The 16162-nt window shown below is 52.5% G+C and carries 18 protein-coding genes; 5 read left to right on the top strand and 13 right to left on the bottom strand.

The features are described from left to right. Nucleotides 1–160 precede the first annotated feature (160 nt). Genes A0129_RS00645 through chrA form a run of 3 tightly spaced genes read right to left on the bottom strand, consistent with a single transcriptional unit; the run spans nt 161 to nt 2494 of the window. Nucleotides 161–712, bottom strand: a complete 552-nt coding sequence (locus A0129_RS00645) for an NADPH-dependent FMN reductase (protein WP_291711446.1) — start codon at nt 710–712, stop codon at nt 161–163. A 25-nt stretch (nt 713–737) separates the two neighbouring features. Continuing rightward, nucleotides 738–1154 (bottom strand): PaaI family thioesterase, encoded by a 417-nt coding sequence (locus A0129_RS00640; protein ID WP_366796398.1) that lies wholly within the window; start codon nt 1152–1154, stop codon nt 738–740. Between the two features lie 38 nt (nt 1155–1192). After that, a complete protein-coding gene (chrA, locus tag A0129_RS00635; protein WP_366796399.1) occupies nt 1193–2494 on the bottom strand; it encodes a chromate efflux transporter in 1302 nt (433 codons plus the stop codon). 131 nt (nt 2495–2625) lie between these two features. Here chrA and A0129_RS00630 point away from each other — a divergent pair, with 131 nt between their 5' ends. Then, on the top strand, nt 2626–3003 hold the full coding sequence (locus A0129_RS00630; RefSeq protein WP_291711441.1) for a phosphopantetheine adenylyltransferase: 378 nt from the start codon (nt 2626–2628) through the stop codon (nt 3001–3003). 79 nt (nt 3004–3082) lie between these two features. On the opposite strand, the gene A0129_RS00625 is transcribed toward A0129_RS00630, so the two are convergent. Genes A0129_RS00625 through A0129_RS00610 form a run of 4 tightly spaced genes read right to left on the bottom strand, consistent with a single transcriptional unit; the run spans nt 3083 to nt 6503 of the window. Next, a complete protein-coding gene (locus A0129_RS00625; RefSeq protein WP_291711439.1) occupies nt 3083–3907 on the bottom strand; it encodes a hypothetical protein in 825 nt (274 codons plus the stop codon). 1 nt (nt 3908) lies between these two features. After that, entirely contained in the window at nt 3909–4658 is a 750-nt protein-coding gene (locus A0129_RS00620) for an NAD(P)/FAD-dependent oxidoreductase (protein WP_291711437.1), read from the bottom strand. 18 nt (nt 4659–4676) lie between these two features. After that, nucleotides 4677–5603, bottom strand: a complete 927-nt coding sequence (locus A0129_RS00615; protein WP_291711436.1) for a hypothetical protein — start codon at nt 5601–5603, stop codon at nt 4677–4679. A 12-nt stretch (nt 5604–5615) separates the two neighbouring features. Next, nucleotides 5616–6503 (bottom strand): SDR family NAD(P)-dependent oxidoreductase, encoded by an 888-nt coding sequence (locus A0129_RS00610; RefSeq protein WP_291711434.1) that lies wholly within the window; start codon nt 6501–6503, stop codon nt 5616–5618. 93 nt (nt 6504–6596) lie between these two features. Here A0129_RS00610 and A0129_RS00605 point away from each other — a divergent pair, with 93 nt between their 5' ends. Then, the gene (locus A0129_RS00605; protein WP_291711432.1) at nt 6597–7205 is read left to right on the top strand and encodes a TetR/AcrR family transcriptional regulator; all 609 of its coding nucleotides are present in this window, start codon (nt 6597–6599) and stop codon (nt 7203–7205) included. Between the two features lie 62 nt (nt 7206–7267). Further along, entirely contained in the window at nt 7268–7807 is a 540-nt protein-coding gene (locus A0129_RS00600) for a hypothetical protein (protein WP_291711431.1), read from the top strand. Between the two features lie 29 nt (nt 7808–7836). Here A0129_RS00600 and A0129_RS00595 read toward each other — a convergent pair whose 3' ends face one another. The 6 genes from A0129_RS00595 to A0129_RS00570 all read right to left on the bottom strand — a co-directional run bounded on the left by A0129_RS00595 (nt 7837) and on the right by A0129_RS00570 (nt 14065). Next, a complete protein-coding gene (locus A0129_RS00595) occupies nt 7837–8550 on the bottom strand; it encodes a hypothetical protein (protein WP_291711429.1) in 714 nt (237 codons plus the stop codon). 3 nt (nt 8551–8553) lie between these two features. Further along, nucleotides 8554–9069 carry a hypothetical protein gene (locus A0129_RS00590; RefSeq protein WP_291711427.1) on the bottom strand — a complete coding sequence of 172 codons (516 nt, stop codon included), beginning with the start codon at nt 9067–9069 and terminating at the stop codon, nt 8554–8556. Next, the gene (locus tag A0129_RS00585) at nt 9066–9674 is read right to left on the bottom strand and encodes a hypothetical protein (RefSeq protein ID WP_291711425.1); all 609 of its coding nucleotides are present in this window, start codon (nt 9672–9674) and stop codon (nt 9066–9068) included. The genes A0129_RS00590 and A0129_RS00585 overlap by 4 nt, the downstream gene beginning before the upstream one ends. 5 nt (nt 9675–9679) lie before the next feature. Beyond that, the gene (locus A0129_RS00580; protein WP_291711423.1) at nt 9680–10330 is read right to left on the bottom strand and encodes a MotA/TolQ/ExbB proton channel family protein; all 651 of its coding nucleotides are present in this window, start codon (nt 10328–10330) and stop codon (nt 9680–9682) included. A gap of 87 nt (nt 10331–10417) precedes the next feature. After that, a complete protein-coding gene (locus A0129_RS00575; RefSeq protein ID WP_291711421.1) occupies nt 10418–11434 on the bottom strand; it encodes a hypothetical protein in 1017 nt (338 codons plus the stop codon). 66 nt (nt 11435–11500) lie between these two features. Continuing rightward, the gene (locus A0129_RS00570; RefSeq protein ID WP_291711420.1) at nt 11501–14065 is read right to left on the bottom strand and encodes a TonB-dependent receptor; all 2565 of its coding nucleotides are present in this window, start codon (nt 14063–14065) and stop codon (nt 11501–11503) included. A gap of 136 nt (nt 14066–14201) precedes the next feature. Here A0129_RS00570 and A0129_RS00565 point away from each other — a divergent pair, with 136 nt between their 5' ends. Both A0129_RS00565 and A0129_RS00560 read left to right on the top strand, forming a co-directional pair. Next, nucleotides 14202–15359, top strand: a complete 1158-nt coding sequence (locus tag A0129_RS00565) for a histidine kinase (protein WP_291711418.1) — start codon at nt 14202–14204, stop codon at nt 15357–15359. Next, nucleotides 15349–16059, top strand: a complete 711-nt coding sequence (locus A0129_RS00560) for a response regulator transcription factor (protein ID WP_291711416.1) — start codon at nt 15349–15351, stop codon at nt 16057–16059. Before A0129_RS00565 ends, A0129_RS00560 begins: the two co-directional genes overlap by 11 nt. The last annotated feature ends 103 nt before the right edge of the window (nt 16060–16162 follow it).

Genomic DNA, 16162 nt, shown 5'->3' with positions numbered 1-16162 from the left:
CGCGACGTTGGTGTTGATTCCTAGCATGATATTTCTCCAAGCAATTTATTGAGTTAAGAGTCAGTCGCCTTCAGTGTCATGCACTGTCGTGCGCTGCTCATGATTCATTAACGCTTGGAAAAAATGATTCTTTAGGGTTGGCGCTAAATTTTTTTCACCCCTACCCTTTCAGGCGAAGACTCCATGCTTTCAAGGCCAGCAACTGGGCCGTCAGGTTGGACTTGATTTTCTCATCCGTCACATTGCCATCGGGATCAAAACCACCCGCAAATGCGTTGGCAAATACTTCGGGCTTGTTCAAGGGATGCAAATCGAGATACACACACACTTGCCGCAAATGGTATTGGGCGCGTGAGGTGCCCATGCCCCCACCCGCGCCGCAAATGGCCACAGGTTTACCAGCCAGCAAAGCGTTGTCGGGATAACGTGAAGCCCAGTCAATCGCATTTTTCAGGGCTGGTGCAATTGAATAGTTGTATTCAGGGCAAGCCAAAAACAAGGCATCGGCCTGTTTCAATTGTTCAAAAAAAGCCTGGACAGCGGCCGGCCTTTCAGCAAGGTCGGCATTGAAAAACGGCAAATCAATCAAATTGGCGAACTGCATTTCCATGCCTTCAGGCAACAAGCTGGAGGCGGCGCGCAGCAAACCTGTATTGCAAGATTTTGCGCGAAGGCTGCCTGAAATACCCAGTACGCGGATGATGTTGCTCATGGTGTTAATCCTCCAGTTGATTCAATCAGTCTTTCTTGGGTGGAATGGCATAGGTGCCCACAGCATGCGCCACGGGGTCGGGCAGCCCATCGGAATACACACTGACTTCACCAATCGCCAGTGTTTTGCCCACCTTGATCAATTTACACACGCCAATAATGTCACGATCTGCGGAGGGTTTTCTCAAAAAGTTGATGTTCATATTTGTGGTCACCGCCAATGGCACAATGCCAATCCGCCCCAGTATGCCCACATACAAGGCGCAGTCGGCCACCAAAAACATGACGGGGCCAGCCACGGTGCCACCGGGGCGCAGTTCCGCCTCGGTAATTTTGTGGCGAACGGTGGCAGACTCCCCATCCACATGTTCAACCGTGATTTTGCTTTGTGGAAATTGCGTGTTGATGAAGTTATTCATCATTTCTTTGGTGATCAAAACCATCTCCTGTTTGTTTTAATTTTTTATGCCGAAAAACCGGTTCAAGCCTGCACAAAACTGAGGACAAAACCCAGCACTGCGCAAGCGCCCAACACCTGCATGACCGACCGCTTGAAGTAAAAAAGTGCCAGCACCGCACCCACGGTAATCGCAAGCGCTGTCCAGTCCAAATTGCCTTTCAGGCCTTCGGGCCACAACACGTGATAGGCAAAAAATACCGCAAGGTTCACCACGACACCCACCACGGCCGCGGTAATCGCCACCAACGGTGCTGTAAATTTCAAATCATCATGGGTGCTTTCAACCAAGGGGCCACCCGCCAAGATGAACAGGAAAGAAGGCAGGAAGGTGAACCATGTCACCAGCGCTGCGGCCAGCGCACCCGCCACCAATGCATGCTCGGGCCCAAATGCGGCTTGCACATAAGCACCCACAAAACCCACGAATGCCACCACCATGATCAACGGGCCAGGGGTTGTTTCACCCAAAGCCAAGCCGTCAATCATTTGCGTAGGTGTCAACCAGCCATAATGGCCTACCGCCCCCTGGTACACATAAGGCAACACAGCGTAAGCCCCTCCAAAAGTCAGCAAAGCCGCCTTGGTGAAAAACCAGCCCATTTGCGTAAAGGTGTTTTGCCAGCCCAGGCTTGCCGTCAGTAAACCCATGGGCACCAGCCACAGCAGCGCACCGGTTACCAGCACTTTGGCCAAATGAATTTTGCTGAAACGGGCATGCTCGGGCGTAGGGGTATTGTCGTCAATTAAAGCAGCACCGTACGATTTTTGTGCACCGGCATGCCCGCCGCTGCCGTTGAACTTGGCGGGGAAAAATTTGCCACCCACAAAGCCGATGATGGCCGCAGTAGCCACGATGATTGGGAAGGGTACGTTCATGGCAAAAATCGCCACAAACGAGGCTGCCGCAATTGCCCACATCCAGTTGTTTTTCAGGGCACGAGAGCCAATGCGGTGTGCCGCGTGCAATACGATCGCGGTCACCGCGGGCTTGATGCCATAGAAAATACCGGCAACAACGGGCACGTCACCAAACGCGATGTAAACCCAGGACAGCAGCACCAAAATAAACAGGGAAGGAAGAACAAACAGTGCACCTGCCACTATTCCCCCCCAGGTGCGGTGCATTAACCACCCAAGGTAAGTGGCCAACTGTTGAGCCTCCGGGCCAGGCAACAACATGCAGTAATTCAGGGCATGAAGAAAACGCTTCTCGGAAATCCAGCGGCGACGTTCAACCAGTTCCTCATGCATGATGGCGATTTGCCCGGCTGGCCCGCCAAAGCTGATAAAGCCCAGCTTGAGCCAGAACCAGAAAGCCTGCATCAGGCTAACCGATGCGGGAGGTTGATCTAGATCGGCAATTTCAGAAGCAGGTGTAGACATTATTGATCTGAGAGGTCATTGATTGGACGGCTCATCTTATCTCATACTCGAGGCTCAATAAGGGGAGCACCATGAACTGGATCAGCAACATCGCATTGGCCATCGCAGCATTTATCCACTTTTTACCTGTCAGCGGAATCGTGGGTAAAACATCGCTCGAGAAGCTGTACGGGGTGAGTATTGCCGACCCCAACTTATTGATCGCCATGCAACACCGAGCCCTGTTATTCGGCTTGCTGGGTGTTTTGTTCGTAGTGGCCATGTTTAAAGTCGATTTGCGCCTGCTCGCCATGTGCTTTGGCCTGGTCAGCACCGTTGGCTTTATCGCGGTGGCATGGCAGGTGGGGGACTACAACCCACTGATCGCACGGGTCATCAAGGCTGATGCCATTGTGATTGTGGCGCTGATCATCGGCTTGATTAACGAGTTCTGGTTCATCAAGTCGTAAGCATTCAATTAAAAAACCCCCAGGACCGTCACGAGTCACAGGGGGCGGCACTACTCCCACTACCTTGATTAACAAAGCCTCACGCGATTACGTCAGCTTTCACCTGCCTGTAGGCCTTCACATCGAACTTCGACATTTGCGCTGCATATTGTGTGGCAAAACCGGGGAACATGGTGGCGTTAAAGCCATCCTCGGTCAGGTACCAGCTTTTGCAACCGGAATTCCAGTTGGTTTTTGCCAATCGCTTTTGAATATCGGCATTGTGTCTGGCCTGTACATCAGGCTTTACATCCAGCATTTTCAAGTTGGAATCCAGAATGGTGCGGATGCCTTTCACCGCGTAAGCGATTTGCTGCTCCATGTACACCAGTGCCGAATTGTGGCCGGGGCCACTGTTGGGTCCAAACATGATGTACAGGTTGGGGTAGCCGCTCACATTGATACTTTTATAAGCCTGCGCACCGCGCTGCCATTCCTTGGCCAATTCGCGACCGCCCACACCCAGCACTGGATACGGTGTGCCACTTTTTGGCACATCAAAACCAGTGGCAAACACAATGCAATCCACGCGGTGTTCAATGCCTTCTGATGTACGAATTCCCTGCTCCACAATGTTGGCTATCGGCCAGGTAATCAGTTCGCAATTTTTTCTTTGCAAAGCTGGGTAATAATCGTTGCTCACCAAAATGCGCTTGCAACCCAATTTGTAATCGGGTTTCAATTGCCTGCGCATCCACGGGTCAGGCACTTGTGATTTCAAAAATGCCTGGCCTAAGCGTTCGCCAAGGCGCGTTACCGGCGAGCTCCAGATCACAGCCAGGGCCATGCTTTCATGAGTCCAGTACAAGGCTTCGCGAATCGCCTTTTGCGTAAAGGGCAATTTTGCAAACAGTTTTTTGCTCAACTCAGAGGTCGAGAAATCGGGCCGAGGCATGACCCAGGCAGGTCGTTCGCTGAAATACTTTCAGCTTGTCGACTTTCTTGACCAACTCGGGAATGATTTGTATGGCGCTGGCACCAGTACCAATCACTGCCACCCGCTTGCCGGAGAAATCATAGTCGTGATCCCACTGCGCGCTGTGAATTTTCTTGCCCTTGAAATTCTCAATGCCACGAATTTTGGGGAAACTGGCGTTGGCCAAAGGACCGCTGGCCATGATCACGGTTTTGCCTTTCCACACTTGGCCGTTGTCGGTGTGAATCATCCACACGCCTTGCGCATCATCCAGCTCGACCCGAGTGACATTCTGTTGGTACTGGATTAGTTTTTCCAGACCAAAATCGTCGACCAAGCTGTGCACGTAGCCCAATATTTCCTTGCTGCCCGAGTAGCTGCGAGACCAGTTTGGGTTGGGCGCAAAGGAAAAGCTGTACAGGTTTGAAGGAATATCACAAGCCGCACCTAGGTATTGGTTGTCCCGCCAGGTGCCACCTACTTCCGCGGCTCGCTCCAGAATGGCCACACTGTGCACACCCGCTTCGCGCAGCTTGATCGCAGTACCCAGGCCGGCGAAACCAGCACCAATAATCAAGGTGTCGTACACGTGCTCGCCGCTTTTTGCAGCGGCACTTTTGCTTGAACTTCGACGCACGGTAGTACGCGCAGCAGTGGTGCCTTTCAGTGCCTTCGCAGGCTTTCTATTTTCAATCGTCATTGTGGTCTCTCGCATGGTTCAAGCTGTGGTGTGCCAGGTCAGTTTGTTCACCCAGCTTGGCACTTCGGGCAGCCAGCTTTTCGGAATGTAGTTGGACAATTTCACGGCTGCATCCACTGGTGCGTGGTAAAAGCGATTGTTGCGATCGATCACCCACTGGCCGTGCAGGCGCATCAGCTGATACCAGGGGTTGCGGCGACTTTCTGGCGCTTCACCGCCGTACTTTTCAAACTTGGCCATGGCTTCATACAGCTTTTCTTCTTTCAATCCCATGGTCACAATGTTGTCGCGCATGCGGTTCAACAAAGGGAAGTACACCGCCACGCCAAGCAACAACTTCGGGTTGATGGCGGCTGCGAAGGACTCCAGTGCCAGGCGATACATCGGTCCATGTCCCAGCATCTCCAGCACATGAAAATCCACACCCAAGTGGCGGGCTTCGTCCGCATTGATCTTCTTGAACACCTCGTGGCACACCGGGTCTTTCACTTCATCCAGCAAAAACTTGCACAAGGCGCCATCCAGAGTCACTTCCAACATGGGAATGACGCTACCCAGCACATTCAAAGGCATGTCATCGCTGTACTTGTCCAACCATTCAATCGTTAAACGCAAATTGATATTGGGCTCAGGAATTTCGCCGTCTTCCAGCATGCCCCAGCGTTGCATCAGTGCCAGTTCGGCATTGGCGTGGCGCTGTTCCTCGGCATGAAACCAGGTGTAGATTTCTTTCAATGTATCGTTGGGCGCTTTTTTGGCCATGGCCGCAAAACCGCGCGCACCAATGTGTTCAATCCAGGTCAGGTCGGCCATAAAGGCTTTCAGCTTGGGCCACTGTTCTTCCGTGATCAATTCACGGCCTGGCGCATCCCAGTCAATGTCAGCCAAAGCCCATTGATTTTCCTTGATGCGGCGCAGTGTTTTTTCCAGATCGAGTTGAGGCATTTTGTGTACTCCTTAAAAAGCTTTGGCGGCCACACGGGCCAATAAACCAGCCCCGCGCGTGTAGCTGCGAGGCATCAAGCGCTTCATGCGCCAAATCATGCGTGCATCCAACTGAGGCAACACATACAGCTGCCCCTTGTCCAATGCATTCAATGTTTCTTTCACCACGCCGTCGGCAGACACCCCCGTCCACTCCATCAACTTGTTGGCCAGTTGGTTCGACGCGGCATCAATCCGGCCATCTTTCGTGATGTTGGTTTTGACAAAGGTGGGGCACAGCGCCGTCACGTTCACACCGGTGCCGGCCATTTCAGCTGCCAGAGTTTCACTCAACGCCAATGCACCGGCCTTGGTCACGTTGTAGGCACTCATCAAGGGGGCAGCCGCGAAACTGGCTGTGGAAGCCACGTTGACAATGCCGCACTTCGCAGTGGCGCCTTTCTTGCGCAGGCGCGGTGCAAACACGTGGCAGCCGTGAATCACACCCCACAGGTTCACGCCGAGGGTCCACTTCCAGTCTTCAATCGTGGTTTCTCCGATCGGTTTACCGCCGGCGCCTACACCCGCGTTATTCACCACCAAATCAATCGCGGTGTTGTCCTCGGTTCCACCAAACAATTCCTCGGCCCTATCGGCCAAAGCTTCAACATCTTTCAGTTTGCTGACGTCGCATTTCACCGCCCAGGCTTGTGGAACGAACACCAGGTCTGGATTCTTCAGTTTGCCTGCCACTTGGTCCATAACCAGATCCACAGTTTCCTGGGCACGTTCAAGGCTGATGTCAGCACACACCACGCGACCACCGCGACGAACAATTTCAAGCGCGAAAGCGCGGCCAATGCCGCTGCCCGCGCCGGTGACCACTGCGTTGGCACCCTTGGTAATCTTCTTTCCAAACATGGTTGAATCCTGTTGCGTTTGACATAGCGACCGTGACATTGAACAATGTCATCTTAAAACGAACGTTTGTTCGGATTCAATTCGGATTTATTCATGACCAGAAAACCCAAACAGACCCGCTCCCAGAACACGGTAGAAACCATTGTTCAAGGCGCGTTCATTGCCTTGGCCAAACATGGTGCGGAAGGCGCAACAACACGGCAAATCGCGGAATATGCCGGTGTAGGGGTAGGCTCGATTTACGAGTACTTTGAAAACAAAGAGGCGATTTTCAGCGCCATGGGCGAGCGCTTTTCAAAGGAAATGGTGGGGGTCATTCAGGGTGCAACCAGCAACGTTGTTCGGCTTTCGCTGCGCGATGCTGTGTATGAACTGATCGCTCAAACTGCTCAGTTTCTGAGAAAAGACGACGAACTTTACCTGCGCTGTGCCCGTGAATCGGCCTTGATGGAGAAGCATGTTCCTTTCGGCCCGATTTATCGCGCGCTGGGCGATCTGTTTGTTCAGCACGCCATCAAACACCCTGAAATACTGCGATTGAACAATCTTCAGACGATGACCTACATCTTCATCAATAGCGGCATTGCCACCATGATTCGCTACTTGAATCACCCCAACCCAAGCTTCTCTTTTGATGACCTGGCCAAAGGTTTGGCCGATATGGCCGGGCATTATGTGGAAAGGGAACTAGGCTCTATGTAAGCCCGGTGACAACATTTACACCCTATACTGCTGGCACAACAACACCAAACCGGAGACCATGAATGCGCCTTACGTTGCGCCACTTTCAACACGCCACGCTACTGGCCTGTGCAACCCTGCTGGCAGCATGTAGCCCACCACCCCCCGAGTCGATGGACAAAATGGCCAATGGCAATATTGTGGAAATTCGCGGGTTGAATACTGAGCAGCTCACCTTCGTCACGCGCAATCGAATCGTGACCCTGTTTGCAACTGACGCTTACAACATCATGCGCGAAATGAAACGCCATTACCCGCAAGAGTTCAACAGCCACCCCATGCTGTCGGTACAAGCGGTGACAGAACTACAGAACCAGAAAGGTGAGGTGTTTCAAAACCAGCCACTTTTCACAGTGCACTGGCGCAGACCCGATTTGAACCAGATGGATCTGGATTCCAAGTTCAGTCTGGACACCGAAGAAATTCTGCTTTACGCAGACCGTGTGGAGTCACACAGCATTGTGGGAGACCAGGTTTTAATTGAACATTGCACAGTGACCGGCAACGGCGAGAAGCGTGAACGCTTCTGCGATCAAGTGCTTGAGGGACTGTTCAACAAGTAAAACCGGCGGGGGGCGTCGCCGGGAGAATCTCAGTGGCTAAAACTGCTGAGCACCATGGTCACCTTGCCCCCTTTCATGATGCTGGTGTCCAAAGGCTCATCGCGCTCCAGCTTCACCAAACCCACACCGGGTGCATACCACTCGCTGTGGTTGATCAGGATTTCCTGATAGCCTGCACTGGCATCGGCGTAAAAAACCATTTTGCCGGTAGCCTCCAATCGAACGCATTTCTCGAAAATACCGGCAGGTGTTTCTACCGTGTCATCCAAAGAGGCCACTTCATACACCAAATCGAATGGTTTAATACTGGCATTGGCCTCAATGAAGGGCGGCATCCAGTGCATCACGTAGGGGCTGGTATCCATGGTCCAGGTGTACCCAACCCGCAGGTTTCGCCCCTTGGGCAGTATCAGGCGAGGAGAAGGATCCGCTTGCGGTTTGGTCTGTACAATCACACGCTTTCCAACGCGGTAAAAGCCGTCATCACGCTCTTGCACGAAGTAATCCGTACCGTCTGACGTCCGACGCACAATACCCTGGATTTCATCGTCCTCCGTTTTGAAACTGGACTGCCCGACGCTGCGGATCATCAAATCTTTTTTGTTTTTGCCATCGGGCATCACAAAATCGAGTTTGTAATTCCACTGCATCCCCTCATCCAGCGGAAAGTATTCACCCCCACCCACTTTGGAACAGCCAGCCAGACCCAGCGCTAAAACGGCCACACTTAAAATTTTCAACATGGCTTACTTCTCCGGCAACTGAGGGTCGGGCAAATCCGTGAATTCCAGATCAATTTTCTTGTCTGCAATGCGCGTATTGTCACGAGTGGCCTGCGGATCGAACAATTCGCCGCCCACTTCCCCTATTTGCAAATTGCCATTGCGCATCTGACGCTGAGCTGCATCCAGCTTGACATGCAAGTCCTTGTCGTAGGGCAACACGTAAGCACGCGGCGTATCCGAGGGCCGATCATTGGCCAGGTCGCTGGCCCATACGAACAGTCGCCCTTTGATGCCCTCTGTCTTGTCAGGTTCTTCAACCACCACGGCGTAGAACAAAAACCGCTTCGGCAAATCAGCCTGGCTGGGCCAGCCCTGTGCATTCTGCCAGTTGATGTAACTGACCCAATAAAAGCCCACGGACACCACAATCAGAACCAGCTTGACCGTCCAGTTCATTCGGCCATAAACAAGGGCCAACAGCAACAAGGCGGCCAAAAATATATAGGCGATGCCCAAACCTACTAAAACTTCATTCATTTTCCGTCTGCCTTCACCAAAGATTTTTCAAGTTGATTGATGTTGCTCACCGTGCCGTTTGCATCGATCGTGAAGCGGACTGCTGTGGCCTCATCACCCTCCTGCTGCAGGTTCACCGTCGAGTAATGCAACACTTTCAATTTCGGGTTCACCTCGGCCACATAAATATTCACGGGCACCGGGGCATTGTTTTCAGTTTTGTAGTAATGCAGGTTGACAATATATTCACCCGGCGGGCGGCCACGTATTGTGAGCACTTCCTGATTCAGCGGGTTCACAAACACCTGTCCCTCAATTTCCTGTGTGTCGTTGGCCAGGCCACGGTCATCGCGATCAAGGTGTAACAAACCGTCTTGGGGACGCATAAACCACACTTGTGCACCTGCGGGTCCTGCTGCCCAAACATCAATGTCGTTGGGGTCATTGTCTGGCCAACTGACAGTCACCAAAAACTCCGCTTTGGGATCAATAATTCCGCTTTTGGCAGGTGGGTTCAACAGCAACAGGGCCATCAAAAAGAGGAAAGTGAAAATCAACAAGGCGTTGAAAATCAAATCCGTGAACGGGTCCAGCTCAAAGTCTGGCTTGTGGTTGAAAAGCGGCATGCGGTTCAGCTCGCCTTCACGTTGCGGTGTGCGTAATCCACGGTAGCCGCAATCAACTTGTCGGCGTGGCGATCCAGCATCAAAAACTGCACACCCAACAAAATGCTGCCAATCAAGCCCACCAAGGTGGTGTTCATGGCCACGCCCATGCCCTGTGTCATTTGCTGCATCAAGGTTTTAATATCGGAGATGTCCAGTTGCTCCAATCCTTCGAGGCTACTGAGCATCATGATGAAACCCACCACAGTGCCCAACAAACCCAGCTTGATCATCAGTCCAGTGACAAACCAGCCCACCTGGTGAGAACCACGCGCGCGTTCAGCCATCACCTCGGCCATAAGCTGACCTTCGCTGGGATGCGCCAAAGGGTGAGTCAGGTAATCATGACAAATGGATTGCCCGAGTTTGAAATCAGTGAACCCGCTTTGGATCTGGTCAAAGTAGCGAAACTGTCGACTTAAATAAATACTTCGCCAACCCGCAAGGCCACTGCCCACCGCAAATGCGAATACGATCACCACGCAAATGCGTGTGTTGTCGGTCAGGATAATCCACTGAAAAAGGCCTTTGTGCCAAGTCATGTAAAGGCCAAAGCCGGTAAGGCTGATCAGCAACACCCACAGTAAAAACAGGGTGTGTGTTTTATTGGTAGTCAATGCGAGTAGTCCCTTTGTTGTTATTTGCCCTGTCCCAGTTTGCAACAGTTCGAAAGACTACTAGCAAGCTACATTCCAGCAGGCCCTCTAAAAAGCAAACGGCTCTGTTTGCCGGAAAATACGTTGAATATTCAATTGGTGTGTTTCAAGCGCCTTGGCATTCAATTTGGGGTCGGTTTGTACGTAAACCGCGTTTTTAAACTCACCAATATCCGAGCTGATCTGCTCAATCAGCTCCACCTCGCTGACACCATCCTCCAGCCCGTACAACACAGCCTGTTGAACGCGCACAAAGTAGCTCAGGTTGCGCTCTATCCAATCCCTGCCCAACACGCCAAATGAGGTCAATACCGTATCATCTGCCCCCATTCGCGCCTTCAAGCGACCTAAAAAATTGATTCGCTCCACCACATTGCCGTCGTACAGATCCGGAATATCCCTGTTTTGAACGGCCGAGCCTACCCACCACAATTTCAGTTCCTGATTGCGCAATACCAAAGCTTCTTCGGTTTCAAGATCCTTGTACAAACGAAACTTCCAGGGCACCCAATCATTGTGCAACAAACCCAGGTGTCCTGTTTTGGTTCGTAAAATACGGCCTGGAACCAGTGACTCAGTGCCTTTTACAGAATCGCTGCCCATACGTTCGGAAAAGTTTTCAATGCAGGTGGGGCAGCGCTCGCGCATCAAATCAGCGGTGCGTTTGCCAGCCACAACACGGCTTGAAAAATTCTCGCCCGGGGCAAGTGTGCTTGCAAATGCAGCCCGAAAACCGACATTGCCAAGCACGTGCTCAGGCTTGGGTTGCGTATTCAAAACCCACACAGGCTTGGTACCGAATTTGGAACGAATGGCTGCGGCTGCGCTTTCGCCCACAGCGGCAGTTGCGCCGGAATCAATCACCATCAAGACTTTGGGCGAATCAACCACCACAATCGACAGTGCAAAATCCTGCCCCTCTGCGGGCAGGCTTTGGCCAGCACAAGTCCATTCATACACCGTGGCACGGTGTTGTTGCCAGCAATCTCCCGCTTGGGAATGGGCAATCGGTGCAAGCAAAAGCAAGGCAGTTGCGAAGATAAAATTTCGAACGTTCAAAGACATGTGAAAGCAAAGCCTGAATCAACACAATCCCGAAAGAATAGCCGATTCACGCCTTGCTTCAAAATGCTAGAACTTCAGACTGACTCCCACCCACGCATTTCGGGGGGTACCTGGCGCGAGAAATGATTCATAAGTGATGTCATCTTCATCGTCCACCAAAGAACCATTGCGGTCGAAAATATTTCCTCCCAGCAAAGCGCCATTGAAGTATTCACGATCAAACACATTGTTCACGCGCGCGATCAGGGTGACACTTTTGCTCAAGGCGTGATTCACGCCCAAATTGAACACTGCAAAACCGGGGACTCGACCATTGTCCTTGAACTCCACCGGCCCTTCTCCCGGAATGTTCACGATACCCGCCTGATGCTGGTTGTTCTCGTTGCCTCTCGCGTATTGCTCGCTTTGCGCCTGCATGTCCACAAATACGGTGGTGGAGTTGCTGGCCTTGTATCCCAATGACAACTTCACATTGTGCTCGGCCAAACCCGGAATTTTGTTGCCTGGTTGCACCTGGATGAAACCACCCTCCACCGCTGGATCACCATTCAAATCCACAGCACTGCTGTTGCCCTCGCTGGCCAAACGTGCCGGGCTTTGAAACGTTGCATTCAGGTATTGGTAACTGGCATCCAGATTCCATACAGACGTTTCCCAATCGAAATCAAGTTCAATCCCCTGCCGACGGGTTTTTCCGAAGTTCTGGAAGAACCCTCCCGATCCTGCGCCATCAGTAACAAACAGAATGTCGTTTTTGTTGTTGGCCCGAAACACGTTGAATGAAAAACCATACTCGTTGCCACCACTGATCCAGCGGGTGCGGTAGCCACCCTCGACAGTCGAGGTAATGACCTGCTCGAGAAACGGGTCCGCTGCCATGGCGTTGGGTAACAGGCATGGAAACTCAGGGTCAGAACAAGCCAGCTCAACCGGAGTCGGCACCCGATTGCTGGTGCCCGCACTGGCAAACCAGGTGCTGTGCTTGGCGGTCTGATAAGAAATTCCAACTGAGGGGTTGAAGCGCCGATAGGTGTAGTCATTGTTCAGCCCGGGACTGGCCTCGCCCTCCTCGTTGATCAACACCGGGCTTAAACGGTCTGTGGTTTTGACCGAGGCGTGGTTGTATCGACCGCCCACCAGCAAGGTGGTTTTGTCATTCAAAGTCCACACGTCCTGGGCATATACACCGAATTGTCGGTTGTTCGCCTCCACATTGACCTGCTCAATCGGTGCGTACAATTCTCGCACCGTGCGATCATTGTTGAACACGCCCAAGGCATAGCTGCGACGAAAATCGGATTTCCCGAATTCAAGCTGAGTACCCAACAACACCTTGTGCGCCCCGATGGGTGCCAAGGCATACTGCAAGCCCACCCCAACCACATCCTGATTCAGCACGCCACGGTTATTGGCCCCTGGGCAGTCTGCGCTGTCAGGTTCCATGGCAGCAGGGTCGTTTTCATCAAAAGTCACCGAGCCCGGCGCGTAAGCGTTAGAGGCTGGTGCACTGCAAGTCACGTTGTAAGTACCCGGCCCCAGATTGCCTTCCACTTCAGCGCGGTCAGGTTCGAACTCGGCCACACCGAATCGGTAGTCTTCGTTTTCGTTACCATCGCCATTGAATGTGACCGACCTTGAACTTCGGTAATAAGCGTTTGCCGTCAACTCGGCTCCGCTTTGCAAGTAGCGCGTGAAGTCCACCGCAAACTGCCCACCCGTATTTTGAGTGTTGTCAAAATAGGTGTACGACTGGGCGCGATTCTGTTCGTAAAAACTGCGAGGCACCACGCCATTGCCGTTCAAGTCAGACTCATACAACGCAAGGCTGAAATTGGTCTGGGTATCGCCAGAAACGATCCCCATTTTGCCAAACAGTTGAAGAACAGAACTGGGCGAGAGGACGCGCCAACCATCTTCATTGAAGGAATTGATGTTCAGATAAAAATCACGCTGCTTGGACTCATCCACCCAACCTTTCTGCAAACCCAATCGAGTTCGTCCAAAGTCACCCAGCTCTGCATCCAGCTGCGTGCCCTGGAAATCCCGACCGCTTTTGGTTTGCATCACAATGGCACCGCCCAGCGAATTCAAACCAAATTGCGGCATGGTACCGGGCAGTACAGTAAGCTCCTTCAGGGCAGACTGGGGTATGGCATCAAACCGCACTACATCGCCGAACGTTTCATTTTGCCGAACGCCATCTACGTAAACAGACAAACCCGGCGGCGTTCCCAACAAAGGTGTCACCGAAAAGCCTCGATAAGTCACATCAGATTGATACGGATTGCCCTGGTTGTCAGTCACCTGAACACCGCTGATGCCACGAAAAAGACTGCGGCTGATCGACTCCCTGCTGGAATTCTGCTCGGGAGAATTGAGCTTTTTCACACTGAAAGGCGCTTGATCAACAGGCAGGACAGCCCCAGGCAGGGGCGTGGAGGAAATGACTTCAATTTCTTCCAATTGCTGCGCCAACACTGGCGCAACAGTAAACAGAGAGGAAAGTGCAACAACACGGATGCACTGATACGACCGTTGACGCACAAACATACATAGCCCTTTGATCTTGATTTTTAATTGTGTAGTCGCGCGAATGACCTGCTCTGCGCGCCATGGAGATTGGCCAGGCAAGCGCGCGACTTGTTTTGATAATGATCGATAACATTGCCACATCCCGACAGGGAAGTTTTCCCGAAAAGTATTCTCCCCCTTCTGTGCACACCTTTTCTGGTGCACATTGTGACTGTTCAAACAAGAAATTCAATTCATGCGTTTAAGCGAGTTGTTGGTAAGACGGTTGCTGACCTGGTTAGGTCTCTGGGCTGCCTGCTGCGTGCTGGTGGTATTCACCATGGGCCGGCTTGATGTGGAAACCGAGTATTCGACCGCCTCGGAGCTGGTGGATGACTTGCACCGCGGACTGTCAAACGCCGAACCCTTGAGCAATATCGAACTTCAGCGCCTGCGCCAACAGCTGGCCGAACGAAAAGCAGAGCAAGAGCGACGGGAAACACGTCGAGAACTTTATTTGATCAGCGCCATGCTGCTACTGATGGCTGCGGGAAGCGGCGTCGTGGTGTGGTATTCCCTAAAACCGGCGTTGAACAAGCCCTTGCAGGAACTGGTTCAGTGGCTGCGTGACTATGAGAAATCCGAGCGAGACCCAGCGCGACCCGCACCAACCCTGGAGGGCAGAGAACAGTTCAAAATCGAAGAGTTCAAACGAATTCACGACAGTGTCTCAGAACTGATCAAAACCCTGCACACAGAGCAAAAGAAAAGTCGCGAATTGTTGAATCGGGTCGTTGATTTGCAAGAGCGTGAGCGCCAGGCGATTGCACAGGATTTGCACGACTACTTCGGACAATCCTTGACCTCCATTTCAGTGAACTCTGCTTTCCTGGTGAAAAATACCCAAGCCAATACGCAAGAAGCGGCCAAGGCAGTGCACGACCAAGCTCAGGAGATGATGGGGTGGCTGCGCAGTTCGCTGCGCGAACTGAAACCACACCTGCTGCTTGAGGTCTCACTTCGCGACGCAGCGCTGGACCTGCTGGACAATTGGGCAAAACGCCATGGCTGGTACGTTGACTTTGCCTGGGCCCCCAACACACCGACCCTCACCAAAGAGGCTCCCATTGCCCTGTACAGAACCCTGCAAGAAGCACTCACCAATGCAGCCCGCCATGCCAACACCAAGAAATTGAAAGTTCTGGCTGGCTTTGATGAACGGGCTCGTGAATTCATACTGATTGTGGAAAACGACGGCGTCGCGCCAACAGGTCCGGTGGAACCTTCTTTGGGACTGACCGGCATTCGAGAACGAATGGCCAGTCTGCAGGGCCGGGTCAACTGGAACACAGATGAAGATCGATTTGTGCTGCGCTGTCACGTGCCAGTTGCGGGGGTGGACGATGCTGCTTGAATCCAGAATCATTCTGGTTGATGACCATGCTGCGGTACGCGCAGGCTACAAACGTTTCATTGACTCCGAGAGTGACATGACTGTAGTGGGCGAAGCCGGTAACGCTGACCAGGCATTCGCTCTGCTGAAAACCACGACTTGTGATGCCTTGGTGCTGGATATCAGCATGCCCGGACAAAGCGGGCTGGAACTCATCAGGCGAGTGCGCTTGAAATGGCCCAGATTGGCCTTGGTGGTGCTTTCCATGCATGACAGCCCTGTGGTGGCCTCCAAGGCGCTTGAGCAAGGTGCGCGGGCCTATGTGACCAAATCAAGCGAACCCGAGGAATTGATTCAAGGCATTCGAATGGCTTTGGGCGAGCAAACCTTCGTGTCAAGTGATGTCCAAAGCCAGGGTCTTCTCACCGGCACCTGGCGACAGCATGGGCAGGAAAACCCGCCAAAGGCGACGCATGAATCACCGGAATCGGGACCCAGCGCGAACTGTGGCTTGACTCCACGAGAAGTGGACGTGGTGCGCCTGCTGGTCGAAGGCCACACCATTGAACAGGTGGCAACCAGCTTGGGAATCAGTGGCAAAACAGTCAGTAACAACCTGTCACAGATTCGTCAAAAGCTGGGGGTTCAAACAGATTTCGAGTTGGCTTTCTGGGCGTGGAGCCAGGGTTTTGGAAGAAAACCTCCCGGTTTCGGCGAGTAAAGATACTCACGTTTTCCTCATTCGTATTTTCCCGTATTTTGCCCAAAAACAAGCCGCTTTGCCTTGCAACCTGTGGCGTTCTCGGGGATATTCAACCCACAAC

The sequence above is a fragment of the Limnobacter sp. CACIAM 66H1 genome, assembly GCF_001601825.1.
Lineage (GTDB): Bacteria > Pseudomonadota > Gammaproteobacteria > Burkholderiales > Burkholderiaceae_B > Limnobacter.
Note: the sequence above shows the minus strand (reverse complement) of the source record. Positions and strands in the feature narration are given on the sequence as shown.